This window comes from Exiguobacterium sp. UBA3968 (assembly GCF_002385115.1).
Lineage (GTDB): Bacteria > Bacillota > Bacilli > Exiguobacteriales > Exiguobacteriaceae > Exiguobacterium_A.
Window position 1 is genome coordinate 727,282 of record NZ_DGCW01000005.1, and the last position, 24,781, is coordinate 752,062.

Here is a 24,781-nt window from a genome sequence, read left to right on the forward strand (position 1 = left end):
GTGTCTCGCCTGAGGAAAGGGCGTGAAAAGACGCGTCGTTCTTTTTTGAGTCAGCCTCTTGCGCAGAAAACAGGTTTAATTGGTTCGCTTCTGTAGATCAATTTTAACGGTGATTTTTTTACCGACTGCAGCCCCGTCCGCTAACAGTACATAGGTCGCTTTTTTGTCTGGCACGCGATAGACCAAATCTACTTGAGAGCGATACGGAGGATAATACTGAAAAGCATTGACCCATGCTTTTTCATTGTGATTGACGTAATCGATGGGTTCATAAGCATGTCCTTTCGCATCTTGAAGCGTGAAAGTGTTCGGTCTGTAGACCGCATAGCCGATGTCACTCTCTCCCTTTTCATGTAGGATGACTGGCACCGTTACATAACGTTCATTCTTGAGTGTCGGTAAATCGAGCGACGGGGGTGGTGTCTGAATTAACCGATCCACATGGAAAGTACTCTGTTTATGGAGCGGATCACCGGGATAGGTTTGAACTAAGCCTTGATCCATCAGTTTGTCGATGGTCGTCGCAGTTGACTTAGACGGTGCTTTTTCAGTTGGCTTTGAATCATTTTTCATATCGCGTAACTTACTTCCCGTCGTTTGGACAGTTGGTATTTTTGAAGTGACCGGAGTCGTCGATGTATCAGTATCCTCAGACGACGCGAAGAAGAAGAGGGTGAAGACAGCAGCAAGTAAGACGCCACCCGTCGTTCCAAGGGCGATTTTAAAGCGACGCTCTGTCGCTTTCGAGTTGATGACCACACTCCCAATAGCAGCATTTGGTGTAATTCGTACGGCGCGTTGTGCAGGGAGCAATGCACCGAGGACACCAGTTAACATCGGGATCAATAACATCGTACTTAAGAAGCCGAGTTCGCTGACTGGGAACTGATTGTAGACAAAGCCAATCATCCCGAGGGCGACGAGTAGACCGAGTATGCCGGCAAAGAGTCCGGTCATCATCCCTTCAATCAGGACGAGCGAGCGGATGTACCCATCTCGCCAACCGGTGGCTTTTAAGACGGCAAGTTGTGTTTTTCGTTCATTGACGTTCTGCCACATGATTTCCGTCGTCGTCAAGATAGCGATTAGAAGTGCGACGCCCATTGCGACATAATGCATCGTTCCGACTTCAAGGGCGACGAATTCACCGAGCCACGTCGCATATAAGACACCTTTTAAGCGGAACGTGACGAACAGGAAGAAGATGAACAGGCTTGTAGGTAAGGCAATCGCAATGATCGACAGGAGCGTCCGTTGCCAATAGGTCGCGAGCTGGTTGATGCTCATGCTGACGATGCCCCGAGCACGGACAATCCGGCGTCCTTTTGAAACTTCCCCCGACTTCATGCTCTCATAAGGACGAATTTTCCGAATGAGTGCCATCGGAACAAGCGTGCCGCCCCAGTAGATGAGAAGACCCACGAGACCAATCAGGATGATACGTCCTACTGAAGTCGCATGGCTCGTCGTCAACCAGAATGAGCCGAGGATCGCCCAAGAAATCAAGGTGACGAAGCTTCCTAAGAGAGTCGCTTCAAGGAACAATAACTTCGAGAGTTGACGCGGGCGCCAACCGAGCGACAGCAAAATCGCGAATTCCTTTTTCCGAGCAAACAGCAAAATGATGTTCGAACTAAAGACATACACTAAAGCAACCGCGATGACGCTTAAGATGACCCCGCTCATCCCAACCTTGGCTTCTTGGAAAATCGCCATCGAGGAGCCGAGCTTGATCCACGGCTGTTGCACCCAGCCGAGAGCCGATTCTCCTTTTAAACCAGGTAAGTAGGTCAAAGCGAGTTGTGGCGAGGAACCGAGTGTGACGTCTGTGATCAGTCCTGTTTTATCTTCGATTTCTTGCGCGACCGCTTGGAGTTTCTTTTCGCTCTCTGCATTCATCGTCTCGACACCTTTGACATTGACGCGAATGACAGAGATTGCTTTTTTGCCTCGTAACTTGAAGGCAGCATCCAGTGTCGTCAGCATCGAAGGCGGTTTTGTCAGGAAGTCATAGGCATCATTCGTCGGTTGGACATCACGTGGTGGATTAACTGGACGATCCTTCTTATCCATGACCCACTGAGCCTTCGCTGGGAAGTAGGTCTCCATTGGTAGTTCCGTTAACGGATCTTTTGAAATGTCTAGCTTTTTCGGATCAAAGATACCAATGTAATTAAAACGCATTTTAGGCATGTTGTTGATGTCTGTTCCAAATAGACGTGCTTCACGGTACATCGTTCGTTTGGCGAGTAGGCTATCGTTTGTGACTTCATATGGTTTGACCTGGTAGCTGAATGGCCACCGGGAGGGGTAGGGGCTAGCGACACTCTGATAGGAAATCGGTGATGGTTTGAGTGCTAGCCAATTAAAGCTTCCGGGTGGCTCTTCTGGAACCGTATGTTTTAGAATGTCATTCACTAATGTCTTCTGCGTATCCGAAGTCGTGACTTTATATGTTTTTTTATCCGATAAAGGTAACGTGTTCAGGTACTTGTAGCCACCTTTTTGAATAACTTGCTCCATCGTCGTATTGATCGAATCGTTCTGTAAGGGGAGATCAACTTTTTCATATTTATATGTCCGGAAGGCATCAACGTACTCGCGCTGATTTAATAAGATCGGGATTTGATAGACGTCACTCCCCATGTCAACGGGACTGTCATCCGTTTTAAAATAGCGGCTGTATGTAGCGGATTTAGTCGATTGATCCAGTCCGACCATTTTCGCCTCGGCTTCCGGATCAATTCCAGCGAGCATCGTCGCACTACCATAAGCGAATAATGGTTGTTCTCCGAGTTCTAATAAAGACACGCCTTTCACACGTGTCCCGCTTGGAGGTTCCCAACCGGCAGCAAGGAACGAAGTCGTCGTATCTTTTTCCATCCTCAGACCGGTATTTTGGGAGTCGGTGATCGTCAGTTTATAGATGCCGGGATCGGTGATCGTGTGGGTACCGACGTTCGCATCGATATAACTATTTCCGATCATCGCAATCGGGGCAGCGACTTCGACATCCGTAATTTTTTTGATCGTCTCATATTGTTTACGCGTGATGCCGCCGTCAAGACCACTTGTATAGTTTGGTTCAAGCAACTTCAAATCTTCCGTCACACTTCGGCTGTCTTTCGGACGAACGACAATATCGTAGGACGATCCCCAACGTTTTTGAAGTTCGTCGACGACTGTTCCATTATTGGCTTGCGTCGTCCCAATCAGATAACTCAGTCCGGTACTGACGATCAGGACGCCGACGAGAAGAAGAATGAATCGTTCTTTGTTCCGCCACCAAGAGTTCCAGATGAATCTAAGCATTGATGATGACCTCCTTTTGTAAGTCGAGTTGGTATGTAAGACGATCGTGCGGTTTACTCTTCATGAATCCATGCTTTAGGTGTGAGAAAGATCAGATTGTTTATCAGAATCTGCTCTTGAATGAAATCTGAGCAAACAACCATATATTTCATTATAAATCCAATACTTTACTATTGAAACCTTTAATAAATCCTTGGAGTTCAAATAATTAAGTATGAGTCATTTGTATATCCTGTAGTTGTAAAGCAAAAAATAAGCCCATCATCTAGCTTGATGATGGACCGAGATAGCAAAAGGTCATAATTTGATTTTAACGGTGTAGAGAAAACCAGTGAATCCTGTTTTTACGTTCATGACGAAGGTATTTTCATTTTTAGGTACGATGTAAATGACATCAATTTTTGAGTGTAACGGAGCGTAATAACCTAAGCTTTCTGAATAGGCTTTTTTGTTCAGATTGATCGTTTCTTCAGGCGTGTAGCTTTTCTTGTGACGATCCATCAATGGGAAAGAAGAGGGTTTATAGTCGATATAAGAGTCAGCTGAATCTTCACCCTTTACCTGCATCTCAAGTCTGACAGATACGGCTTGTTTATCTTTCGGAAGATTCTTAAGTGGAACACGTTTCGCCGAACTGACCATGAACCCACGTTCTTTCATTAAATTTTTATCACCAGCATAAGTCTGAAGACCACCTTTATTCATCAGTTCTTCGATGGCGTCTGTATTCTTTTTCTTTGACTGTTTCTTTTGTCCGGTCTTCACGGTGGTTGATGTAACATCTACAGCATCGACTTCGATTTTGACGGTCGTCGGCTTCGCAATGGCTTCGCTTGTCGCGAGAAGCACATACGTATTTTTATCACTTGGTACACGGAATACAAGGTCGACTCGAGAAACGGAAGGAGCAAAGTAGCGATAGCCATCCTTCCATACATCTGGATTACGATTCTCATAATCAACCGTTTCGTATACTTTCCCGTTCGTATCTTCTAGGGTAAATGTGTTCGGTTTATAGATAGCAGGTCCACCTTCTACGTTACTATCCTTGTAGTTCTCTAAAATAACCGGTACCGTGACATATTGTTCGTCATCGAGAGTGGGCAATTTCAACTCTTTTGGTGGTGATAGGAGAAGTTTATCAACGCGGAAAATATTTCTCTTCGCTTTCGGGTCTCCCGGATAGGTTTGAACGACCCCACGCTCCATTAGTTGATCGAGCTTGCTCGAATTGACTTTTTTAGTAGAGGACGCCTTCTTTTTCGTGTCTTTTACGTCTGCCAATTTCGTTCCTGTCGTCTTGACCGTTGGCGTAGCTGTTTGTATCGGTTTCGTGGACGCTGGTCCTTCTTCTGTCGTAGCAAAGAAGAACAGGGAAGCGACACCAACGACAAGGGCACCACCAACTGCGGATAAGGCCAGTCGGAAACGTCGTTCCGTCGCTTTCGTATTCGTCGCGACACTTCCAATCGCAGCATTTGGTGTAATACTGACGGCGCGTTGAGCGGGTAAGAGGGCACCGAGAACTCCCGTGATGGCAGGAATCAACAACATGACACTCAAGAAACCGAGCTCACCTGTTGGGAACTGGTTATAGACGAAGCCGATCATCGCAAGAGCGATCAGTAAGCCGATGATTCCAGCGAACAGTCCCGTCATTAATCCTTCACTTAAGACGAGCGTCCGGATTTGACCGTTCCGCCAACCAGTTGCCTTCAAGACGGCAAGCTGACTCTTTCGTTCGTTGACGTTTTGCCACATGATCTCCGTCGTCGTCAGGATAGCGATAAGTAAAGCGACACCCATCGCAACATAATGCATCGTGCCGACTTCGAGTGCAACGTATTCGCCGAGCCATGTCGCATACAAGACACCTTTCAGTCGGAAGGTGATGAATAGGAAGAAAATGAACAGACTCGTCGGCAAGGCGATCGCGATTGTCGAGAGGATCGTCCGTTGCCAATACGTTGCAAGTTGGTTGATGCTCATCCCAAGAACACTTTGTGCCCGGACGAAGCGACGACCTTTTGAGACTTCACCAGAACGCATACTTTCGAATGGTTGAATCCGGCGGATGAGCGTCATCGGGACGAGCGTACCGCCCCAGTAAATCAATAGACCAGCAAGTCCAATCAAGATGATCCGTGATAAGGCAATCGGATGATCCGTCGTCAGCCAGAACGAACCGAGGATCGTCCAAGAAATCAAGGCGACGAGTGTGCCGAGTAACGTTGCTTCCAGGAACAGAAGCTTCGAGAGCTGACGTGGACGCCAACCGAGCGACAGTAAGATCGCGAATTCCTTCTTGCGGGCATAGAGTAAGATGATGTTTGAACTAAAGACATAGACGAGCGCAACAGCGATGACACTTGCGATGATGCCGCTCATTCCGACTTTCGCTTCTTGGAAGATGGCCATCGATGAACCGAGTTTGATCCACGGTTGCTGGATCCAACCGAGTGCCGATTCACCTTTTAATCCAGGGAGGTATGTCAGCGCGAGCTGTGGCGAGGAGCCAAGCGTGACGTCGGTGATCAGACCGGTCTTGTCCTCGATCTCTTGAGCAACAGCTTTCAACTTTTTCTCACTCGTCGCGTTCATCGTCTCGACACCTTTGACGTTGACACGAATGGCAGAGATGGCTTTATCACCACGTAACTTAAAGGCGGCGTCAAGCGTCGTCAGCATCGATGGTGGTTTCGTCAAGAAGTCATACGGGTCGTTCGTCGGTTTGACTTCCCGGACTGGATTGACCGGTTTTTCATTCTTGTCCATGACCCATTGGGCTTTCGCCGGGAAATAGGTCTCCATCGGCAGTTCCGTCAATGGGTCTTTCGAGATGTTCAATTTCTTCGGATCAAAGACACCAATGTAGTTCAAATGCATTTTCGGTACTTTATCAAGGTTACCCGTGTTGTCACCGAAGACACGAGCTTTTCGATACATCGATCGTTTCGAAATGAGGACGTCCTTATCGACCTCTTGAGGTGTTACTTGATAGGTGAACGGCCAACGTTTGGCAAAGGGACTAGCAATCGTTTGATACTCGACAGACGATGGCTTTAAAAACATCCAGTCAAAGCTACCACTTGCTTTTTCCGGAACTTTATCTTCGAGAATGTTCTTAATAAGTTGCTTTGATGCTTGCTCTGTCGAAATATAGTATTCCTTCGTATCTTTAACAGGAAGCGTCTTGAGATAGGATTCGCCACCTTTTTTCATGATACTGCGTACTGTTTCAACCATTGAATCTTTGACGAGCGGGATATCGACTTTCTCGTAGCGATAGGTCCGCGAAGCATTGACGTACTCCTGACTGTTCATGATCAATGGGATGTCCCAAACACCGTCACCATAATCGTTCACGACATCGTCCTTCGTGAAATAACGACTATGCGTAGCCTTTTTGGTTGCCTGATCGAGTCCAACGAGTTGTGCTTCTGCTTCCGGATCAATCCCGGCAAGCATCACTGCGCTCCCGTAACCGTAGATAGGAAACTCGCCTAATTCTTGCGGTGAAACATCTCGATTCAATCCGTCACTCTCAGGAGGGAACCAACCGGCTCCGGCAAAGAATGAATAAGATTCTGTTTCTTTCTTTAGCCCAGTATCTTGCATATCCGTAAACGAAATTTTGTAAATGCCCGGTTCTTTGAAATTATAGGTATCCGTTTCAGCATTCGTATTGTAGTTCCCAATCATCGCAATCGGTGCTGCGACTTCTACGTCAGCAATCTGCTTGATCGTCTCATATTGTTTGCGGGTGATCCCGCCGTCGAGCCCACTCATGTAGTTCGGTTCGAGCAGGTTCAAGTCTTCTGTCACGCTCCGGCTGCCTTCCGGACGAACGACGATATCGTACGACGATCCCCAGCGTTTTTGCAGTTCATCGACGACCGTTCCGTTGTTGGCTTGCGTCGTACCGATTAAGTAACTTAGTCCGGTACTGACGATCAGAACGCCGACGAGGAGCAGAATGAACCGCTCCTTGTTGCGCCACCAGGAATTCCAGATGAATTTAAGCATCGACAAAACCTCGATTCCTTTCAATGATGGTACGACCCATGTCAAATTCCTCCTAGTGATTAAATGATTGTTTCGTCAGATCGATTTTGACGGTCGTTGGTTTGGGAAAAGCTGGATCAGAAGCGAACAGAACGAATCGCTTCTGATCGATTGGTACTTGATAAACCAACTCCACTCGTGACTTGTACGGTGCGAAATATTGAAACCCGTTTTTCCAGGCTTTCTCATTGCGATTCACATAATCGATCGGTTCATAATCGGTTCCTTGTAAGTCTGTCAAGGCATACCGATTGGGACGATAAGTGATGAATCCTCCCAGATCATCCCCTGTATCTTGCATGACGACAGGGATCGTCAAGAAACGATAACCAGCACGTTGCTTTAGATTCAGTTCTTTTGGTGTGTCAATCAATGCCTCGACATGAAAACGATCAGATTGATGTTTCGGATTCCCGGGAGTTGTTTGCGTGACACCTCGCTTCATCAATGTTTTTAATTTTTCCGTTTCCTCTGTTGAAGGAGTAGTAGCTGACGTATTCGCTTTTTTGATATCGGCTAGCGTGATCTTGACGGTCGTCGTTTTTTCGACGGCCTCATCTTTTGCAAGCAAGACGAACACCTTTTGGTCAACCGGTACTTGGTAAACAAGATCGACCCAGGATTTTTTCGAATTGATGTATTTGAATGCATTTATCCAAGCCGTTTTATCGTGATTGACATAATCGACGGGAGTGAACTCTTTTCCGTCAAGAGCAATCAACGAGAAGGTTTGTGGTCGATACGACGAAAACGAACCTGCAGCTAATTCATCCCGGTTATGAAGGAAAACTGGAATCGTCACGAAACGATATCCTGACTTCTCCTTGAGCTTTAACTCTTTTGGTGTTGAAACGAGCTTTTTAACAGAGAAGTCATAATTCTTCGCCGCCGGGTCACCCGGGTACGTCTGAATAGCGCCTGCGTTCATCAATTGCTCCAGTGCCGTGTTGTCTTCGGCAGTATGTTTCTTATCGTCAGGATCTTGAGCGAGATTTTTTAATTTTTGTCCGGTCGTTTGTACTTTTGGTGTCGTTATTTCTTTTTGAGCCATTCTCGTTTCAGGTGCAGCGAGGAGAAATAAACTCGTCGTTCCGATGACGAGCGTAGCAGCGATGCTACCGAGTGCCCATTTGAAGCGACGTTCGGTCAATTGTTGATTATCGTTTACGCCACCGATGGCTGCGTTCGGCGTGATCCGCACAGCACGCTGTGCAGGAAGCAAAGCACCAAACACACCAGTCGTTACCGGAATCAGGAGCATAAGACTTAAGAAACCGAGTTCACTGGATGGGAACTGATTATAGACGAAGCCAATCATTGCTAAGGCAACAAGTAGACCGACGATTCCAGCGAAGAGTCCAGTCATCACACCCTCGCTTAAGACGAGAAGTCGGATTTGACCGTTCCGCCAGCCTGTCGCTTTAAGGACAGCGAGTTGATTCTTTCGTTCGTTGACGTTTTGCCACATGATATCGGTCGTCGTCAGGATGGCGATGAGTAAGGCGACGCCCATTGCGACATAATGCATCGTACCGACTTCGAGCGCGACGTATTCACCAAGCCATGTCGCATATAAGACGCCTTTCAGTCGGAACGTGATGAACAAGAAGAAGATGAACAAGCTCGTCGGTAAGGCAATTGCGATGATGGACAGTAGCGTGCGTTGCCAGTAAGTCGCGAGTTGGTTGATGCTCATTCCAAGAACACTTTGTGCTCGGACGAAACGACGTCCTTTTGAGACTTCGCCAGAGCGCATGCTTTCAAATGGTTGAATGCGTCTGATGAGTAACGTCGGAACAATCGTCCCGCCCCAGTAGATCAAAAGCCCGGACAATCCAATCAAGATGATGCGTCCGAGGGCAATCGGGTGATCAGCTGTTATCCAAAATGATCCGAGAATCACCCAGGCGATGAGTGCGACCAGCGATCCAAGAAGTGTTGCTTCTAGGAAGAGGAGTCTGGATAGCTGCCGTGAACGCCATCCGAGCGAGAGTAAAATCGCGAATTCTTTTTTTCGAGCATAGAGCAAGATGATGTTCGAACTGAAGACGTAGACGAGCGCGACAGCGATGACGCTCGCGATGATGCCACTCATTCCGACTTTCGCCTCTTGGAAAATCGCGATCGACGACCCGAGTTTGATCCACGGTTGCTGGACCCAACCGAGTGCCGATTCTCCTTTTAGACCGGGTAAATACGTCAAGGCGAGTTGCGGGGAGGAACCGAGTGTGACGTCCGTGATCAGACCCGTCTTATCCTCGATTTCCTGTGCGACAGCTTGCAATTTTTTCTCACTTGTTGCGTTCATCGTCTCGACCCCTTTGACGTTGACGCGAATCGCAGAAATTGCTTTATCCCCGCGTAACTTAAAGGCAGCGTCGAGCGTCGTCAGCATCGATGGTGGTTTCGTCAGGAAGTCGTAGGAGTCGTTGGCGGGCTTGACGTCACGGACTGGATTGACCGGACGATCATTTTGATCCATGACCCACTGTGCTTTTGCCGGGAAGTAAGTTTCCATTGGAAGTTCAGTCAACGGATCCTTTGAAACATCGAGCTCCCGGGGGTTAAAGACACCGATATAGTTGAGATGGACTTGTTTCCATCCTTTAAAGCCACCTTCGAATTCACGTGCTTCGCGATACATGCTTCGTTTGAAGAGTAAGGATTCCTTGGCGACCTCTTTTGGTTGAACTTGGTAGGTAAAGGGCCAACGGGAACCGTACGGACTCTTAATTGTTTTGTATTCAACCGGTGAAGGTTTCAAAGTAATGGAAGACAGTGAATCACTATTGTTCGCATCGCCTGTTGATAAGGTGTTTTTAAGGATACCGTCCACGAGCTTTTTTTGGACGTCTTGAGTCGTGATCGAATAAGAGGTAGGCTCTCCTACTGGTAGTTTACTCAGGTATGTTTTCCCACCTTTTTGTTCAATCTTTTGGACCATGTCTGCAACGCCTGTTGCAGTGAACGGAAGCTCTACCTTTTCATATGTATAGGTGCGCATCGCATCGACGTATTCACGAGAATTCAATAGAATCGGAATCTGCGTCGCTTGATCACCGTACGAAGCGGGAAGATCCGTTTCGCTGAAGAAACGGCTATATGTTCCGGTAGTGGTCGCTTTTTTCAAACCGACGAGCTGGTCTTCGGCAGCAGGATCGATTCCGGCAATCATGACTTCTGAGCCGTAGTCATAGAGGGGTTGTTCACCAAGTTTTAAAGGGGAGACGCCTGTGCGCGTTGCGTCACCCATTGGTTCCCAGCCAGCAGCAAGAAACGTTGTCATGGTATAAGATTCGTTTTGGAGTCCCGTATTTTGAGAATCCTTGATTTTCAAGCGGTAAATCCCTTCTTCTTGAATCATATGGGTACCGACGCTACTCGATGTCGATGTATAACCAATCATCGCGATTGGTGCTGCGACCTCGACATCAGCAATCTGCTTGATCGTCTCGTACTGCTTGCGGGTGATCCCACCGTCGAGTCCGCTCATATAGTTCGGTTCAAGCAGGTTCAAGTCTTCCGTCACACTCCGACTGCCTTCCGGACGGACGACGATATCGTACGACGATCCCCAGCGTTTTTGCAGTTCATCGACGACCGTTCCGTTGTTCGCTTGCGTCGTACCGATTAAGTAACTCAGTCCGGTACTGACGATCAGGACGCCGACGAGGAGCAAGATGAAACGCTCCTTGTTACGCCACCAGGAGTTCCAGATGAATCTCAGCATGTTCTCCACCTCATTTCGATTTGGTTAATTGAGCATTGTATAAGATGCCTTTCGATAAGATATTCTTTTATCCATATATTTCTTTTTATTTTTCCATTATATACAAATAAGAGTGAATTGACTAAAAAATCTGTTAATTATGGATATTAATTTTAAGGAAATAGAAATAGCACCTCACGGAGGAGGTGCTACATCAGGATTGACTCTTTAAACAACGCGTGGATTCCGTTTCCGCATGATGATCTCGTCAAACGAAACGCCATCATACAGTAAGGCATCAGGAATCATTTCAATGATTTGAAAACCGGCTTTCTTATAAGCTGCAATTGCTCGTTCATTGTGCGAAAACACTTCGAGTTCAAGTTGACCCAGCTGAAGTTCTTCGAAACAAAATCGAAAGATACACGCGATTGCCTCTGTCCCGTATCCTTGACCGGTCCAGGGGAGGGCACGCAGTGAAATCCGAAAGCCAGCGATTCCTGAATCCAAATCGATATCAAGAATCGAACACTCGCCAATCATCTCACCCGACGTCAGGCAAATTGCAAAATCATGACGCGTCGCATCAGCTTGAATCGAGAGAATATGCTGTTCAATCTGTTCGAGCGAAAACGTCGCTGTCGTTCCGGTCAGGTAACGTAATGTCTCATTTTGTGTTTGTTCGAATAAGACGTGCGCGTCCGTCACTTCAATCTGGCGTAGAAAAATTCGTTCTCCAGTCAACTGCATGAATATCTTCCTTTCCTTCTCATGACGAAAGTTTAATCGTTTCATCGGTTTCCGTCGTAAAATATTGACGTTTCGTTCGGTCTTGCACGATGAAGACGATCAAGCCACCAATCAGGAGGAAGCCAACTGAAGCGACGGTATACGTCAAGCGGATCGATGTCTCGGCATATAGACCAATCAAGGCAGTCAGTAGAATGACACCAGTCGATTGTACAACGTGGATGCTACTGAGGAACCGTCCCATCAATTCGACCGGAATGTGTGTTTGAGCAAACGTCATGAAGCCAGTGTTTGCGAATGCAAGGGCAAAACTTAGCAAGAAAAAGCCAATCGCTGCAATCAAGAATGACGTCGCCGAGGCAAAGATCAAGTAACCGACAGGCGTCATCAGTGCCCCAAACTGGATCAAGAACCGGAGCGACAAGCGATGCGTAAAGGTTGCATTGACCGCGGAACCACAGATGATGCCGATTCCGGCGATACTGACGAGGAATCCATACGTACTCTCATCCATCTGCAAAACGATCGTCGCAAACGAGGCTTCAAGCGAATCGAGACCGCTCATCAGGACGATCATTAACGCATAGAAGGCATAGACGAGCGTGATATAGCGCCGTGTTCGTGCAAACTGAAAGGTTTCTTTCCAGTCCTTAAGAATCACTCGGAGTGAAAAGGGGACTGCTGTAGTCGCCGCCAAGCGGACGTCAGGCAAGACGGATAATAAAGTGGCAGAACACAACAGTGCTCCCGCGTTCAATACGATTGCTGTTTCTGGGGAACCGACCAAAAATAAGAACCCGGCAATTGACGGTCCGAGAATGAAACCGGCCGACTGAATGAAATTCTTTAATGCATTGAACCGTTGACGACTAGTCTCTGGCACGAGCTTCGTCATGTAGATCAATGAGGATGTCTCAAATAGCGTGTTACCGATGTTCAGGATGAAGACGAGCGCATAGAGAACATACAATGAATCGATCAATGTCAGTGAAAAGACGAGCGCGGCGCGCCCGAAGTCAAGCATTACGAGCAAGCGACGTTGATTGATTCGATCGACGATACTGCCGGACCAAAGACTCGTCAACAGCGCGGAGATCGGTAACAGGATATAGAGAACGGAGACGGCGAACGCCGATCCCGTTCGTTCGAGGACGATTAAATTCAAGGCGATGAAGTAGACCCAAGCTCCAATGTTCGAGACACCGACACCAAGTAACAGCAATCCAGGGTATTTCCAATTCGACATATGACACACTCCTTTTTTAATTGTGTTTTAAGCCAATAAAAAAATCCCACCTCCAAGACGTTGGTCTTGGGGACGAGACTGTGCGTGTCGTGGTGCCACCCCTGTTCGCGAAACCGTCACCGGTACCGCCTTCATCGGTACGACCGCTTTTAAACGGCAAATACCTTAGCTCGATAACGGGAGCACCCGTCACGATATCCCCGATTCGGTTCCACCGTGCTGCTCAGAGGCTTGGTTCGGTCAATGACTTTTGCTCCTTCCCACCAATCGGAGCTCTCTAGGAAAAATCGAAATGACGTACTGTTCTCTTCAATGCGTTTGATTCATATGATTTGTCTCATCCTAGCATATGCCAAATGAAACCGTAAAGAATTTTTATCATTTTTTTACAGTTGTTGAAAAAAGTACTTAGGTATCAAAATTTGAAAAATGATAAAAGTGGTAAAATATGTAACGTGCTATATGTTACATTGTCTTAGTTATGTGTTCACTTTAAAGAAAGGTGTATGAAAGGTGGGAAAAAAGTGAAACGTTTGATTTTTTTCATATCTCCACTCCTGGTTCTTAGCGGAGCTGTCTTTTTTACGACGTTCCATCCGATCGAGCAAGCAATCTATTTCTTAATCTTATTTTTACTGACCTGTCTGTCAGCGATGACAGTAGTGGAGCGTCTTGTCAAACATCATGATGTGATCCGGCGACTGAACACGATCCATCCACTTATCGGGATCGTACTGGGTACCCTCATGCTTGCCGTATTCATTGGTAGTATCTTGTGGCTAGCACCTTCACTAACACACTCAAGTCCCGTCGGTCTTCTCGTCTCGTTCCTCTTCATGTATGGCGGAATCTTAGTCCTCGGCTTCATCGTCAGTTGTTTCTTCGAAGGCATCACGCGACAAACGAAGGATCAATTGATTCGCCCGGTCTTTCTGTTCATCGGAACCGGCCATCTCATCTTGACTGTCCTCGGAATCTTGCAACTGTACCGTCAAACTGGATGATAGCAAACCCCTCTGACGTATGAGACGACAGAGGGTTATTGTGATTACTGAACGTTTAATATGAATCCAAATTGTCCGTCTCCTTGTTTCCAGCGAGAGTTTAATTCATAAGCATAGATACCAGGCTTTGTTGGAGCATTGAACTGGTCATTGTTCAAAGTGACGCGAGACTCTTGTTTTTGATCGTTCCACTGTATCAGTTTCACGCTTTTAAGATCACCGGATAATTCGACACGGACGGGGGCTCCGGCAGAGACGGTAACTGACGTTTTTCCCTTTGCTAGATCAAGACCGTCACGGTACGTCTTATCGACACATTGACTGCGAAGTAAGCTATCCCAACAATAAGAGCCTTGGACGGTCGGGACATCCTTTCCGTTTGCCTCGACGTCAGGGTTTGGCGGCGCACCACGGAACGGTTCGAAGACGATGATGCAGACGACTAGAATAAGAAGAACGACTAACACTAAAGTACGTTTCATGAGACACCTCCAATTGTTTTTATTTATTTTATCAAAATAAAACAAAGCAAGCGGAGGTGTCTTTCAAAAGAAAGGCTATTCCTTTCTTAAATTTCGAGAGTCCGTTTCCCATGACTTTACAGACAAGAAGTCGGTTCGAACGAAGACGATTCCGTTCGTCATCGATCGAACGTTTCCGATCGCTGAAGTACGAGAAGTTCAAGCATACGTCAAACAAGCCAGTAAATTCGGCAAGGTTATCTCCATTTAGGAATTAGGTACGATGTAAAAAAGCGTGACGATCGAGCTGACAGGCTCATCTTCCGTATAGTCAACAAATTCCTCTTGTGATTCATGAATCGTATAACGGTTGCTCGGAAAGAGTTCCGTTACCCAAGTCGGAACATGTAAAGAAAGAGGGAAAGACTGAACCCGCTCGAGTGGGAAAGGAGTCCCGTATGGATTCGACGTGTGGACATGCAGTGCGTCTTGTGAAGCATCTTCGAGGGCAATCGTCATATATATCTGATGTTCAATCTGTTTTTTCGCTAGGTGTTGCCGCATGTCCTGCAAAGCGCCCAACGCAATCCGAAGATGGGCTTTTCGAATACGAAGACTCGCGTTGCCGTGCCCATAAAAGTCAGGGTGTACATGCCAGTCGTTAAACCAATCGTCTATATCGATATAGGAAGGAGAAGAGAAGCTTTTGAACTCAAGTTCTAGATTTTTAAAATAACGGCGTTTACCGCGAAATTTTTTCATGGTTCATCGACCTTTCACGTATAAATTATTCTATTCTAGCATTATTGATCAAATCTTGTTTATCGAACGACCAATGATGCCGAATCGCCTCGATGATGACATCGGGACGATCCCAGTGCAACATTATGTCCTGTACCCGGCACATGGTGAATGGTTGCTTGCGTCATCTCATGTAATAGATTCGTCGCCTGCTGACGGATGGGTGCTTGATCTGGAGGTAACGTTGCGACGTACAACTGAATGTTTGTTGGTGGAACATCCGGGAGAAAATCAAGGACATCATCATGGTGAAGAGCACGTATGATCGCAGCGGCCGTCGTACCGCGCACATGCCAGTGGAATCGTCCGCTCTGGAACCGTTGCGTCATTACAAGAAGCGATGAGGCAGGAAATTCAAATCCGTATTCGGACTGTTCCACGGTTAAAGCCATCACATCTGCCAGAATACGCTCGACTCTTGTCGCAAACAGATGAATGTACACGACTTGAGTTAACGTCAAAAGAAGATATTCCGATCTCGCTTGCGAAACAAGACGTCAAAGTGTACGAGGTGCAGATTGAACGCCAATCGTTAGAAGAGATTTTCTTAGCGGTCTGACCAATCAGCAACGGATTGTGTCTCCGGAAGCTCTTCGAGTAAGAGACGACCTCCGTCATTCCATTGACCGTACATCTGGTTCAATTTCGTTTTTTCAATCAAGGTCTGCAGACGTTTTTCATAGAGGACGGGATCTTTGCGTACACTTTGTATCGTATCGATCCGAATGCGTCGATAGAGTTCCGGGAAGTGTTTAAACTGTTCATGAACGACCGGGTCTTCTTGTAGACGCGTCTTTATTACGTCATCAATAACGAACGCATCAGGTCGCATATCCGGTAGAACCTGTCGTCCGGACGGTTGCATCAAACCGAGCCGTTCTAAGCGACGGACCCGTTCCTTGTTCAGTTCGGTCCAGTTACTGTTCTTTCGGCGCGGTGTGAATCGTTGCGCCAGTTCACCGTCCGCTGTCTTCTTCACAATTCCATCAATCCAGCCGAAACAAAGTGCCTCCTCGACGGCATCAAGATAGAGTAAACCTTCTCCTGTCTGTTTTCGACTGAGGATTACCCAACAAAACGACTTATGTTCCGCGTGTTCTGATAACCACTGTCTAAAGTCCTCGCGATTAGTGAACCGTAAGACGTCCGTGATCTCCATGCTCGTTCCTCCTTTTCACATCGAAATCCCCCTTCGCGTTACACAAGGGGGATTTCACTTTTTTATCGTAACGGGTCATGATGAAAGACACAATTCCGACCACTCTTTTTCGCTTGATAGAGAGCGGCGTCTGCCTGCTGGATTGTCTGCAGAAAATTATAGCTCTCAGACGGTTGATGGGTTTGGCGAGACACACCAATCGATAACGTCACTTGTAGCGGTTCCGTCGCTGATAACTCATACGTTCGCGTGGCACTAGCTATACAAATTTGTTCCGCGATTCGACGCGTCTCAGGCAATGAATATTCCGGTAACAGCATCATGAATTCTTCACCGCCGAATCGCCCGAGCACACAAGAAGGGGGACAATAGGACGTAAGCAAGGCACTGATTTGTCGTAAGATATGATCCCCTCGATCATGACCGTATGTATCATTGACCTGTTTGAAATGATCGACATCGATGATCATGATTGAAAAGTTCATCTGTTGTGATCTATATCGTTGGACCGTCTCTTCTAAATGGCGCCTATTATCAAGTCCCGTCAACATATCCGTCAAGGCGAGACGCCGATGCATCCGGACTTGATGGAAGTGCCAGCGGACTTGATGCAGAATACTGTGTAGCAGGAGACCGGCACAGCCGTTTCCGACGAGAAATACCGTCATCGCCGTCACGTCATTCGGACGAACATGTTGAACGAATGGTAAACAAAGAATGAGTGCAATCGTGAAGATGACCGGAAACGAGATAAAGCGATCCGGTGCTTCATTTTGTAAGTATAAGACAACGATGCTGACGATTAGATACGTACCGACAAGCCAAAATGCATGATTGGAATGAAAAACAAACGTTTGAAGGGAAGCGAAGACGAGCGTCGTAATGAAGCCGCTACTGATGCCTCCATAGATGAAGGCGATGACGATTAAAGTAATCGACAAATCGAAACGAAATCCCTCATAGGTGATGGCATTGTGAATGACCCAGTAGCCTGCACCGGTTGCAAGAATTAGCACTAACAGATTTTTTTTCAGCCAACTGTCGAGCGTATTTCGGAATTGAAACCGCTTAAAAAAGAATAGAGAGATGAGCACGAAGAAAAAGGTTAAAGCGACGTTGAGGATGAGATGATTCAATGTATTCCACATGTTCGTGTTCCTCTCGAATGGTTTCTGAAAGATAATTACAATAAAATGATTTACTTAGTAAATATTTATTCTATACAACCAACGATACCCTAAAGGTGTATTAAAGTATCGTAATTACCTTATCTTTAAAAAAAGATAACAGGTTCTCTTCTAAATCAATAATACTCTGAGATTTTCTCGCGTGAAGACTCGATTAGATAATCAAGTGAGACGAAATTATGAATGAATGCAAACGAGCCAATTTCCTTGATGGATACCCCTAATCTCTCTGCATCTTGATTGCGGAAACCTTCATTCGAGTGCAGAATTTCAAAACCTGCTGCTTGCATTCTCTCCCCGTCGAATTCGAGGGTGACGATATCTCCATCTTGCCACTCACTCTTTAATTGATGAAAGTGCATTTGGTACGCTTCGCTTGGAGGATCGACTTCAAACGCGATCCAGCCTTTTGGTGCGTCGACTTGGAATGCCGGCGATAATCCTCCGCGTGACACGATGGATTTCATATGATGCCGATGTGTCATATGACGTAATAGCATGGTCAGACCACTCCTTTTCATCTATTATTACGCGACGGCGTCAGAATATCGAGAAAAATTTACAAAAGAGAAGGAAGAATCTTGAATTTTTCTGATAGACAACGTTCGATTAGTCTGCACTTACTATTTGCTTCGCTCGTTTACGTCCCGGTTTCGATTTATGCGGGAGAGATCGATGCGAGCGGTATCCTGCAAGCATGATTGATTGAAAAATGAAATCGATAGATAATCGAAATCAGATAATGCATACCCTTTATTCCTGAAAAAGGAAATTTCAAATATCCCCTTATTGTATAATGAAGGTAATCATATTGATCACGAACATTTTTTAAAGGAGGGAACGATTGGATGAGAATCGTGAAGATAGACCGATTGATAGTAGCATTGAGTGTCTTTAGTGGACTTCTTGTATCCTTGGGTCGCTCGACGCAAATATATCCACAACAAATTAGTGGAAATGGGAATCTAGGGTTTCTTCCGCTTCTGTTACTTCTGTTACTTTTTCCGATTGGGATCGTTCTGATGTTGAAATGGATAAGAGAAGCGCAGTTACGTTTTTTATCCTTGATTGGTTTATCATTTAGCACGATGATCTATCTTGTGTGTGGCATCTTTTATCAAATCGAACAGTTCAGCCAGTATCAAGTGTTGGTCAAACAACAAGTCATTGCAGATCGTGGAACGATTGATGGGGACTATTTAACGAGTATTACGTCGATGCCTTCGCCCTATATGAACAGTCAATACTTTAACGGCAATATCTTCTTGATTTACTGGGCAAGCATCTTATTAATGGCGAGCTTGATCGCATGGTGGACTCGAGAGGAATGGCAAATATCTGAGTCAGATTAAAAAATCGCGCGACATGATGTTACCAATGAATAACAAAAAGAGTCCTTCTCTCTCCTGTACCGTGCAGAAGAGAGAAGGACTTGCAAAGTTTTAGCGACTAGAAGTATTTAAAAATGATCGCTCTGCATCTTATGCAGCAATTGATCAAACGTTTCGTGGTCCTTTGATGTAAAGGCGCGGAAATAACGATCATCGATTTCCTCGATTTCAGGAGCGGACGTTTGGATCAACTTCGTTCCCTGTTCTGTCAACAAAACCCGCTTTTCTCGATTGATCCGTTTCCGGATGACGAGATGTTCAGCAAGTAATTTCTTGACCGTTTGTGAAATGGCGCCACTTGAGAGTTCAAGCGTTCGTTCAAGTGATTTTTGCGTCGCACTTTCTTGGTGATACAAGGTCATCAATAAATCGAATTGGGACTTCGAGAGTCCTTTTGGTTTCAACACATCGTTGACTTCTTTCGAATAACGGCCATGGAGTCGCTGAATGGCGTTCCAGTGCTGCATCGAGGATTCGAATGTGAAGGTCATATTTTTTCCTCCTCTTTCGTCACGCAGGGTTGAGCTTATCGAAGAAACGGATCAATTCTTCTTGTTGTCGAGCCGTCAAAGCGGCGAATTGTTCTTGTTGAAAACGTTCGTAGGCGGGCACCACTTCTTGTAGGATGGCTGTTCCTTTTTCCGTCAGCAGAAGATAGTTCGTCTTCCATTTCCGTTGACGCGTGATCAGTTGCCGGTCGAACAGTCGTTTGATTCCGTGTGAAATCGTGCCATCGGTCACTTGGATCCGTTCGGCGATTTCCTTCTGACTCGTGCATGAGGTCGTGTGTAAGCAACGTAATACTTCCAGATTCGTATGGGACAGATCCCAGTGTTTTAAGAAAGCGTTGACGCGCTTGATTTGTTGATTATGATAGGTCGCAATTGTATGCCAGCATGCCATTGGATATGTCTCTGTAGTTGTTGTCATGGAGAACCTCTTAAATATAGAATGTACTGCTGTTGAACTAGTTTCACCATACCATATTAAAAATATCTCGTGCTACTAGTTTGAGCGAAAAACCATCACTTTCCATTATTTCGATATACCTATAAAAAAATCCTGATCGAATCAAATCCGATCAGGAAGTATACCGCTTGATAACGTGAGATACGAATCCTTCAATTGGAATCCATATTTCGTAAAGCACTTCTCAGAGACGCGTCCTTGTAAGGTGATCGTCGCATAGTCGCCACGAATGACAAAAGACTTGAATTTTTTCACAATGTCTTGAATCAAAGCCTCGAGCAACAAACCGCGTTCGCCAAGACCTTCTTCTCTGACATTGATTTCAATTAAAGAAAACGTACCATATTCTGTATTTTCCGTCTGTTTCGTACCTTCATAAAGAACGGTCAAATAGGATCGTTTCGAGACAAGCGATCGACTATTCGGTGGTTCAAGAATCGTAACGTAATAACTTAGTGAAGGGAGACGTAAGTTTCGAGTGACCTCAACAATCTGGCGTTGATTATTATATGCAAGCCCAACGATTTGTTCTTGTGGATGATTCGGCACTGTCAATCCTTCTTGCTTACAAACGGTTTGCCACTCGGCTTCTGGAATCCAGACAGCCTCTTCGGTTTTCGCTAAAGCTTTAAAGAACTTCACGTTAAACGGATGACCTCCTATATAAAATGACTAATCCCATCATGCCTGACGGGTAGATGAAAAACGAGTTACAATCTGACGACAAATTTGTCTTCTTTTGCTATAAGTATACCTTGAAATTTCGTTTTGAAACAGACTACATCTCGATGAATCTACTGTCTATACTGAATGTATCAAGTCAGGAGGCGAGTATATGAAAACAGTCGAAGGTCCATTTTTCCATGGTACGAAAGCGACACTTCAAATCGGTGACGAATTAAAGCCGGGACATGCATCGAATTTTCGAGTACATCCGCTTCAACATATCTATTTCACGGCAACGCTCGATGCTGCGAAGTGGGGCGCGGAGCTCGCACAATCTGACGCTCCAGAGCACATCTACCTCGTCGAGCCGCTCGGAGCGTATGAAGATGATCCGAATTTGACGAACAAACGATTTCCAGGCAATCCGACCAGGTCGTATCGTTCGACTGAACCTGTGAAGATCATCGCTGAACTCGGAACGTGGGAACGGCATACGGACGAAGAGATTGAGACGATGAAAGCATCGCTTCAGCGGTTACGAGCAGAAGGGAAGGACACGATTATCGATTAACAAATCAATCTTACTCATTCCGTTTTTTGAAACTCGCTATTTCAACATCAACAGCTGATGATGAACTCTTTATTTAATCAACTAATATCATCATACAAGAGAAGGACATAATGGTACAATATGTAAAAAGGGGGTTATTCGATTGTCTCGCTACAAACAAGAAAAGAAACAAACACTCGATCATCTACGCGATGGTGTTGATCAAGGTCTTGGTAGTGCCGTACCTCGTGGACAAAACGACGGAATGCGCGGACTTGAGATGCTTGCAGTCGTCGTAATCCTTGGTGGAGGATATTTGCTATACCAATGGTTTTTCTAAAGTAAGAAGCATCATCCTTTCGAGGACGATGCTTCTTTTTGTTCGATTTCATTGACGATATCATCAAGCGTGACATGAGCTAGCACTTTCTCAAGGGCGGATTGCGCAAGCTCGAAGATTGGCGTGACCGTCGATTGGATGTTTCGTCCGACCGGGCAGTCTGGATTCGGTGCCGCATGGACGCCGAACAATTCCTTGTCCGGTACGACAGCGACAGCGTGATAAACCTCAAGCAGCGTGATGCTAGACAATGGACGAGCGAGCCGCGCACCGGCAACACCCGGACGAACTTCAATCAAATCGGCTTTTTTGAGCATGCTCATGATTTTACGGATGACAACCGGATTCGTATTGACGCTGCCGGCAATCAAGTCGGATGTCATTTTCTCGTCGGTCGCAATCAACGAGAGAATGTGGATGCCGACGGAAAAACGTGTACTGATGGCCAACGGATGACCCCTCCTTCTTAAAAACAGTGTTCTCTTATTATACGTCGTATTGTTCATTTGGCAAGAAACGGGGAATAGAGACAATAATGTTGACAAACACTTCAATTGTAACTATATTGGTTACATGTAATCGAAGTAGTTACATATCAAAAGGAGGAATCATCATGAACATTGGAGTTATCGGCGCAACAGGAAAAGCAGGGCAATTGATTCTACAAGAAGCAATCGAGCGCGGGCATGACGTCACAGCAATCGTCCGTAATGCGGCAAAAGTGACGGCTAACGTCACGATTCTCGAGCGCGATGTCCTCGCGCTGACGAAAGACGACTTGAACGGGTTTGACGCAATCGTCAATGCGTTTAACGCAGCACCCGGTGAGGAGACGAAACATATCGAAGTCGGGCGTCACTTGATCAATCTGTTAACAGGTAGTACGACGCGCCTATTCGTTGTCGGTGGTGCTGGTAGTCTATTCGTTGACGAGAGTCACTCGACACGCGTCATGGAAACACCTGATTTCCCGGAAGCGTATTATCCGACAGCCTCGAACATGGGGAAAAATCTGATCGAACTACAAGGACAGCAAGACGTGACGTGGACGTATCTCAGCCCCGCTGGATTCTTTGATCCGAGCGGTAAACGAACAGGAACGTATTCGGTCGGCGGCGAGCAGATGATTCTAAATGCAAAAGGGGAGAGCTACATCAGTTACGCGGATTACGCTATTGCTGTAGTGGATGAGCTTGAAAAGGGACAACACCTCAACGAACGGTTTTCCGTCGTTGGTGAACAAGGATAACGTTGTCAGACCGACGTATCTAGTCGGTCTTTTTTGATGGGCGGAGTGAGAGATACAGCGGAGGACGGATGGCGAATCAGCGCAGTTTGCTTAAAATGAGAAGAGAAACGACAAAAGGAGCATACATCATGATGCGACGATATTTTAGTATCATCAGTCTGTTAGCTGTCTTGATCGTCTGTACGACGTCGACGCAACCGTCTCGGTTCGAACGTTCCGAACCAGTCGCGACGATTGAGGATCATTACACGGGACAAATCAATTGGCCGAGTGACACCGATCCGTTGCTAGAGCTTCATGCCAAACCGTGATCTACATATGACCGATCAAAACCCGTCTCCTTAAAGAAGACGGGCTTTTTGGTGACGTTAAATGACAGTCATTGCGCTCAAGAAAACGAAGAAGAACGTGATGCCGCTCGTCAAAATCAAAAAGGGAAGGACGATCAGTAATTCGAGATGCGGACGAAGACCGTAGTAAAGCAGAAAGAACAAAGTCAAACAGGCGGTCGTGATCGTCAACGCAAGAGAAGTCATCAAGAGATGAAGAGGTTCGACGAACAGAACGAGAGACGATCCTGTGATCGTATCGAAAGCTAAACCGAAGGACAAAAAAATGAGTAAATACAGAAGCGATTTTTGACGAAACATGCGGCATGTCTCCTTTTACTAAACGATACATTTAGTATAAAGCGTAGATCATCTTGTTTTACCTAACAAAAATGTAAGAAAGTGGCTGATTTCAAACAGCTGAATCTTTCTTGTATAACAATGTCAAACGCGTCATCAAAAAGTAGAGGAAAGCGGCGCTACTCGCGATTGCCTGAAAATAGATCGATTGAAACAGACCTTTGAATACAAGTAACAGTACGCCACCGAGTAATAAAGCGATGCCTTGATTCAGGAGGAGGTGTGTTATCCAAGGTAGTGGACGTGAGCGAAATCGGAAGTAACGAATCGCGTCGGTCAGGATGCCACCGACCGTGATGACGATCACAAACGACAGCAAGGTCTCAAAGACACCTGGATAATAGCCGACGTCCGGATCGGGCATGAGTCGTGGTGATGACGGAAGGTGTTGATAAACCATCAGAAAAATCCAATTACTCATCAGAAGTCGAAATGACAGACGGATCATGGTGTTCCTCCTTTCCAGTCTTCATGAGGATGAATAGACGGGTGATCATTACATATAAAAAGGTAGCGACTACGTTTCCGATGAAAAATAGCGCGGGAAGTGAACTGAACAAGATGAACGCACCGGCAAACACGAAGACCGTACCTTGATGAACGAGGAGATGCCTCATCCACGGTAGCGAACGTTTCGTGAAGCGGACAGCTAACAGAGCGTCAGCAATCAAGGTACCGCTGAAGAATAATAGCATGACAGCATCCAACTGTTCATTGACGAGCTGCACCGCGTAAGACAAAAACGGAACCATCATCGTCATCGAGCCAAACAATTGGAGAAACAGAAAAAAGCTGAAGACGGTCCGACCGAGCCACCCGAACAGATAGGGGAGGAATGACGGATACTTTTGCGCCGACTCGGAGACGGTGTAATAAATCAACGCTACACCAGAACAGAATAAGATGAGAACGAGCGAAAACGAATTTGGTTGCATGAGCAGATAGAGGACGATGCTTGCGAATAACGCGACGATTTGATTGAGGATGACCCGTTGTGCAAATGAAATATCCGAACGAAATAACAGGCGCGGAAGCCCTTCTGTTAAGAGTGCACCGATCAAAATGGCGGGACCGGCAAACAATAGACCAATCATAAAGAAGTCAGTTAAGGAAGTGCCGTATATTGCTGGGTCACCCATCTCAAACCCAGCAATGAGTGCATACAAGAAAGCGAACAATATCGCGGAAATGAAACTGTTCTTTACGATAGATAACATGAGATAAGCCCTTTCC

The 24,781-nt window shown here is 46.1% G+C and carries 25 protein-coding genes and 1 other annotated feature; of the genes, 7 read left to right on the forward strand and 18 right to left on the reverse strand.

The genetic code is table 11. The features are described 5' to 3' along the window. Positions 1 to 75 precede the first annotated feature (75 nt). The 5 genes from B3S86_RS05435 to B3S86_RS05455 all read right to left on the reverse strand — a co-directional run bounded on the left by B3S86_RS05435 (position 76) and on the right by B3S86_RS05455 (position 13,082). Complete coding sequence (locus tag B3S86_RS05435) at positions 76 to 3,312, reverse strand: ABC transporter permease (protein ID WP_290750029.1); 3,237 nt, start codon at positions 3,310 to 3,312, stop codon at positions 76 to 78. A 297-nt stretch (positions 3,313 to 3,609) separates the two neighbouring features. Continuing rightward, positions 3,610 to 7,338 carry an ABC transporter permease gene (locus B3S86_RS05440; RefSeq protein ID WP_290750032.1) on the reverse strand — a complete coding sequence of 1,243 codons (3,729 nt, stop codon included), beginning with the start codon at positions 7,336 to 7,338 and terminating at the stop codon, positions 3,610 to 3,612. Positions 7,339 to 7,390: 52 nt separating this feature from the next. Beyond that, positions 7,391 to 11,107, reverse strand: coding sequence for an ABC transporter permease (locus B3S86_RS05445; protein WP_290750035.1), 3,717 nt, complete (start codon positions 11,105 to 11,107; stop codon positions 7,391 to 7,393). A gap of 207 nt (positions 11,108 to 11,314) precedes the next feature. Then, the gene (locus B3S86_RS05450) at positions 11,315 to 11,836 is read right to left on the reverse strand and encodes a GNAT family N-acetyltransferase (protein ID WP_290750038.1); all 522 of its coding nucleotides are present in this window, start codon (positions 11,834 to 11,836) and stop codon (positions 11,315 to 11,317) included. Between the two features lie 19 nt (positions 11,837 to 11,855). Continuing rightward, positions 11,856 to 13,082, reverse strand: coding sequence for an MFS transporter (locus B3S86_RS05455; protein WP_290750041.1), 1,227 nt, complete (start codon positions 13,080 to 13,082; stop codon positions 11,856 to 11,858). A gap of 65 nt (positions 13,083 to 13,147) precedes the next feature. Further along, positions 13,148 to 13,404 (reverse strand) — a binding site (T-box leader). A 202-nt stretch (positions 13,405 to 13,606) separates the two neighbouring features. Between B3S86_RS05455 and B3S86_RS05460 the strand changes: the two genes are divergently transcribed. Beyond that, positions 13,607 to 14,086 carry a hypothetical protein gene (locus tag B3S86_RS05460; protein ID WP_156358980.1) on the forward strand — a complete coding sequence of 160 codons (480 nt, stop codon included), beginning with the start codon at positions 13,607 to 13,609 and terminating at the stop codon, positions 14,084 to 14,086. A 44-nt stretch (positions 14,087 to 14,130) separates the two neighbouring features. On the opposite strand, the gene B3S86_RS05465 is transcribed toward B3S86_RS05460, so the two are convergent. The 3 genes from B3S86_RS05465 to B3S86_RS05475 all read right to left on the reverse strand — a co-directional run bounded on the left by B3S86_RS05465 (position 14,131) and on the right by B3S86_RS05475 (position 15,728). Beyond that, on the reverse strand, positions 14,131 to 14,568 hold the full coding sequence (locus B3S86_RS05465; protein WP_056061106.1) for a hypothetical protein: 438 nt from the start codon (positions 14,566 to 14,568) through the stop codon (positions 14,131 to 14,133). A gap of 246 nt (positions 14,569 to 14,814) precedes the next feature. Then, positions 14,815 to 15,309, reverse strand: a complete 495-nt coding sequence (locus tag B3S86_RS05470; protein WP_290750051.1) for a hypothetical protein — start codon at positions 15,307 to 15,309, stop codon at positions 14,815 to 14,817. A gap of 59 nt (positions 15,310 to 15,368) precedes the next feature. After that, the gene (locus B3S86_RS05475) at positions 15,369 to 15,728 is read right to left on the reverse strand and encodes a hypothetical protein (RefSeq protein WP_290750053.1); all 360 of its coding nucleotides are present in this window, start codon (positions 15,726 to 15,728) and stop codon (positions 15,369 to 15,371) included. A 38-nt stretch (positions 15,729 to 15,766) separates the two neighbouring features. Here B3S86_RS05475 and B3S86_RS05480 point away from each other — a divergent pair, with 38 nt between their 5' ends. Further along, positions 15,767 to 15,907, forward strand: coding sequence for a hypothetical protein (locus tag B3S86_RS05480; protein WP_290750055.1), 141 nt, complete (start codon positions 15,767 to 15,769; stop codon positions 15,905 to 15,907). On the opposite strand, the gene B3S86_RS05485 is transcribed toward B3S86_RS05480, so the two are convergent. The 3 genes from B3S86_RS05485 to B3S86_RS05495 all read right to left on the reverse strand — a co-directional run bounded on the left by B3S86_RS05485 (position 15,896) and on the right by B3S86_RS05495 (position 18,194). Next, complete coding sequence (locus B3S86_RS05485; protein ID WP_290750057.1) at positions 15,896 to 16,507, reverse strand: YdeI/OmpD-associated family protein; 612 nt, start codon at positions 16,505 to 16,507, stop codon at positions 15,896 to 15,898. The two genes, B3S86_RS05480 and B3S86_RS05485, sit on opposite strands and share 12 nt — an antisense overlap. Positions 16,508 to 16,569: 62 nt before the next feature. Next, complete coding sequence (locus B3S86_RS05490; RefSeq protein WP_290750060.1) at positions 16,570 to 17,655, reverse strand: GGDEF domain-containing protein; 1,086 nt, start codon at positions 17,653 to 17,655, stop codon at positions 16,570 to 16,572. 155 nt (positions 17,656 to 17,810) lie between these two features. Beyond that, positions 17,811 to 18,194 carry a hypothetical protein gene (locus tag B3S86_RS05495; RefSeq protein WP_290750063.1) on the reverse strand — a complete coding sequence of 128 codons (384 nt, stop codon included), beginning with the start codon at positions 18,192 to 18,194 and terminating at the stop codon, positions 17,811 to 17,813. Positions 18,195 to 18,542: 348 nt separating this feature from the next. Here B3S86_RS05495 and B3S86_RS05500 point away from each other — a divergent pair, with 348 nt between their 5' ends. After that, positions 18,543 to 19,046, forward strand: coding sequence for a hypothetical protein (locus tag B3S86_RS05500; protein WP_290750066.1), 504 nt, complete (start codon positions 18,543 to 18,545; stop codon positions 19,044 to 19,046). Positions 19,047 to 19,153: 107 nt separating this feature from the next. On the opposite strand, the gene B3S86_RS05505 is transcribed toward B3S86_RS05500, so the two are convergent. From B3S86_RS05505 to B3S86_RS05515, 3 genes are all read right to left on the reverse strand, one after another. Continuing rightward, positions 19,154 to 19,576: a MarR family winged helix-turn-helix transcriptional regulator gene (locus B3S86_RS05505; RefSeq protein ID WP_035408199.1), complete on the reverse strand. Its 423-nt coding sequence runs from the start codon at positions 19,574 to 19,576 to the stop codon at positions 19,154 to 19,156. Between the two features lie 19 nt (positions 19,577 to 19,595). Then, positions 19,596 to 20,015: a MarR family winged helix-turn-helix transcriptional regulator gene (locus tag B3S86_RS05510; RefSeq protein ID WP_052019029.1), complete on the reverse strand. Its 420-nt coding sequence runs from the start codon at positions 20,013 to 20,015 to the stop codon at positions 19,596 to 19,598. 141 nt (positions 20,016 to 20,156) lie between these two features. Further along, complete coding sequence (locus B3S86_RS05515) at positions 20,157 to 20,696, reverse strand: hypothetical protein (RefSeq protein WP_052019028.1); 540 nt, start codon at positions 20,694 to 20,696, stop codon at positions 20,157 to 20,159. Positions 20,697 to 20,889: 193 nt separating this feature from the next. On the opposite strand from B3S86_RS05515, the gene arr reads away from it, so the two are divergent. Beyond that, positions 20,890 to 21,291, forward strand: coding sequence for an NAD(+)--rifampin ADP-ribosyltransferase (gene arr, locus B3S86_RS05520; protein ID WP_290750074.1), 402 nt, complete (start codon positions 20,890 to 20,892; stop codon positions 21,289 to 21,291). A 142-nt stretch (positions 21,292 to 21,433) separates the two neighbouring features. Continuing rightward, positions 21,434 to 21,610 (forward strand): hypothetical protein, encoded by a 177-nt coding sequence (locus B3S86_RS05525; RefSeq protein WP_155960154.1) that lies wholly within the window; start codon positions 21,434 to 21,436, stop codon positions 21,608 to 21,610. An 11-nt stretch (positions 21,611 to 21,621) separates the two neighbouring features. On the opposite strand, the gene B3S86_RS05530 is transcribed toward B3S86_RS05525, so the two are convergent. Beyond that, positions 21,622 to 22,059, reverse strand: coding sequence for an Rrf2 family transcriptional regulator (locus B3S86_RS05530; RefSeq protein ID WP_290750079.1), 438 nt, complete (start codon positions 22,057 to 22,059; stop codon positions 21,622 to 21,624). A 164-nt stretch (positions 22,060 to 22,223) separates the two neighbouring features. Here B3S86_RS05530 and B3S86_RS05535 point away from each other — a divergent pair, with 164 nt between their 5' ends. Continuing rightward, entirely contained in the window at positions 22,224 to 22,859 is a 636-nt protein-coding gene (locus tag B3S86_RS05535) for an NAD(P)-dependent oxidoreductase (RefSeq protein ID WP_290750083.1), read from the forward strand. Between the two features lie 128 nt (positions 22,860 to 22,987). Beyond that, complete coding sequence (locus tag B3S86_RS05540; RefSeq protein WP_290750087.1) at positions 22,988 to 23,170, forward strand: hypothetical protein; 183 nt, start codon at positions 22,988 to 22,990, stop codon at positions 23,168 to 23,170. Positions 23,171 to 23,227: 57 nt separating this feature from the next. Here B3S86_RS05540 and B3S86_RS05545 read toward each other — a convergent pair whose 3' ends face one another. The 3 genes from B3S86_RS05545 to B3S86_RS05555 all read right to left on the reverse strand — a co-directional run bounded on the left by B3S86_RS05545 (position 23,228) and on the right by B3S86_RS05555 (position 24,765). Next, the gene (locus B3S86_RS05545) at positions 23,228 to 23,509 is read right to left on the reverse strand and encodes a hypothetical protein (RefSeq protein WP_290750090.1); all 282 of its coding nucleotides are present in this window, start codon (positions 23,507 to 23,509) and stop codon (positions 23,228 to 23,230) included. 91 nt (positions 23,510 to 23,600) lie between these two features. After that, positions 23,601 to 23,996 (reverse strand): hypothetical protein, encoded by a 396-nt coding sequence (locus B3S86_RS05550; RefSeq protein ID WP_056061137.1) that lies wholly within the window; start codon positions 23,994 to 23,996, stop codon positions 23,601 to 23,603. Beyond that, positions 23,962 to 24,765: a hypothetical protein gene (locus B3S86_RS05555; RefSeq protein WP_290750095.1), complete on the reverse strand. Its 804-nt coding sequence runs from the start codon at positions 24,763 to 24,765 to the stop codon at positions 23,962 to 23,964. The genes B3S86_RS05550 and B3S86_RS05555 overlap by 35 nt, the downstream gene beginning before the upstream one ends. Positions 24,766 to 24,781: the final 16 nt, after the last annotated feature.

Bases quoted from the DNA above. Each gene is read 5' to 3' on its own strand.
- B3S86_RS05440 (WP_290750032.1), bottom strand. From the start codon at position 7,338: ATGCTTAAATTCATCTGGAATTCCTGGTGGCGCAACAAGGAGCGGTTC.
- B3S86_RS05485 (WP_290750057.1), bottom strand. From the start codon at position 16,507: ATGGAGATCACGGACGTCTTACGGTTCACTAATCGCGAGGACTTTAGA.
- B3S86_RS05445 (WP_290750035.1), bottom strand. From the start codon at position 11,107: ATGCTGAGATTCATCTGGAACTCCTGGTGGCGTAACAAGGAGCGTTTC.
- B3S86_RS05500 (WP_290750066.1), top strand. From the start codon at position 18,543: ATGAGAATCGTGAAGATAGACCGATTGATAGTAGCATTGAGTGTCTTT.
- B3S86_RS05470 (WP_290750051.1), bottom strand. From the start codon at position 15,309: ATGAAAAAATTTCGCGGTAAACGCCGTTATTTTAAAAATCTAGAACTT.
- B3S86_RS05550 (WP_056061137.1), bottom strand. From the start codon at position 23,996: ATGATCCGTCTGTCATTTCGACTTCTGATGAGTAATTGGATTTTTCTG.
- B3S86_RS05535 (WP_290750083.1), top strand. From the start codon at position 22,224: ATGAACATTGGAGTTATCGGCGCAACAGGAAAAGCAGGGCAATTGATT.
- B3S86_RS05455 (WP_290750041.1), bottom strand. From the start codon at position 13,082: ATGTCGAATTGGAAATACCCTGGATTGCTGTTACTTGGTGTCGGTGTC.
- B3S86_RS05540 (WP_290750087.1), top strand. From the start codon at position 22,988: ATGATGCGACGATATTTTAGTATCATCAGTCTGTTAGCTGTCTTGATC.
- B3S86_RS05510 (WP_052019029.1), bottom strand. From the start codon at position 20,015: ATGACAACAACTACAGAGACATATCCAATGGCATGCTGGCATACAATT.
- B3S86_RS05505 (WP_035408199.1), bottom strand. From the start codon at position 19,576: ATGACCTTCACATTCGAATCCTCGATGCAGCACTGGAACGCCATTCAG.
- B3S86_RS05555 (WP_290750095.1), bottom strand. From the start codon at position 24,765: ATGTTATCTATCGTAAAGAACAGTTTCATTTCCGCGATATTGTTCGCT.
- B3S86_RS05545 (WP_290750090.1), bottom strand. From the start codon at position 23,509: ATGTTTCGTCAAAAATCGCTTCTGTATTTACTCATTTTTTTGTCCTTC.
- arr (WP_290750074.1), top strand. From the start codon at position 20,890: ATGAAAACAGTCGAAGGTCCATTTTTCCATGGTACGAAAGCGACACTT.
- B3S86_RS05495 (WP_290750063.1), bottom strand. From the start codon at position 18,194: ATGCTATTACGTCATATGACACATCGGCATCATATGAAATCCATCGTG.
- B3S86_RS05435 (WP_290750029.1), bottom strand. From the start codon at position 3,312: ATGCTTAGATTCATCTGGAACTCTTGGTGGCGGAACAAAGAACGATTC.
- B3S86_RS05450 (WP_290750038.1), bottom strand. From the start codon at position 11,836: ATGCAGTTGACTGGAGAACGAATTTTTCTACGCCAGATTGAAGTGACG.
- B3S86_RS05490 (WP_290750060.1), bottom strand. From the start codon at position 17,655: ATGTGGAATACATTGAATCATCTCATCCTCAACGTCGCTTTAACCTTT.
- B3S86_RS05465 (WP_056061106.1), bottom strand. From the start codon at position 14,568: ATGAAACGTACTTTAGTGTTAGTCGTTCTTCTTATTCTAGTCGTCTGC.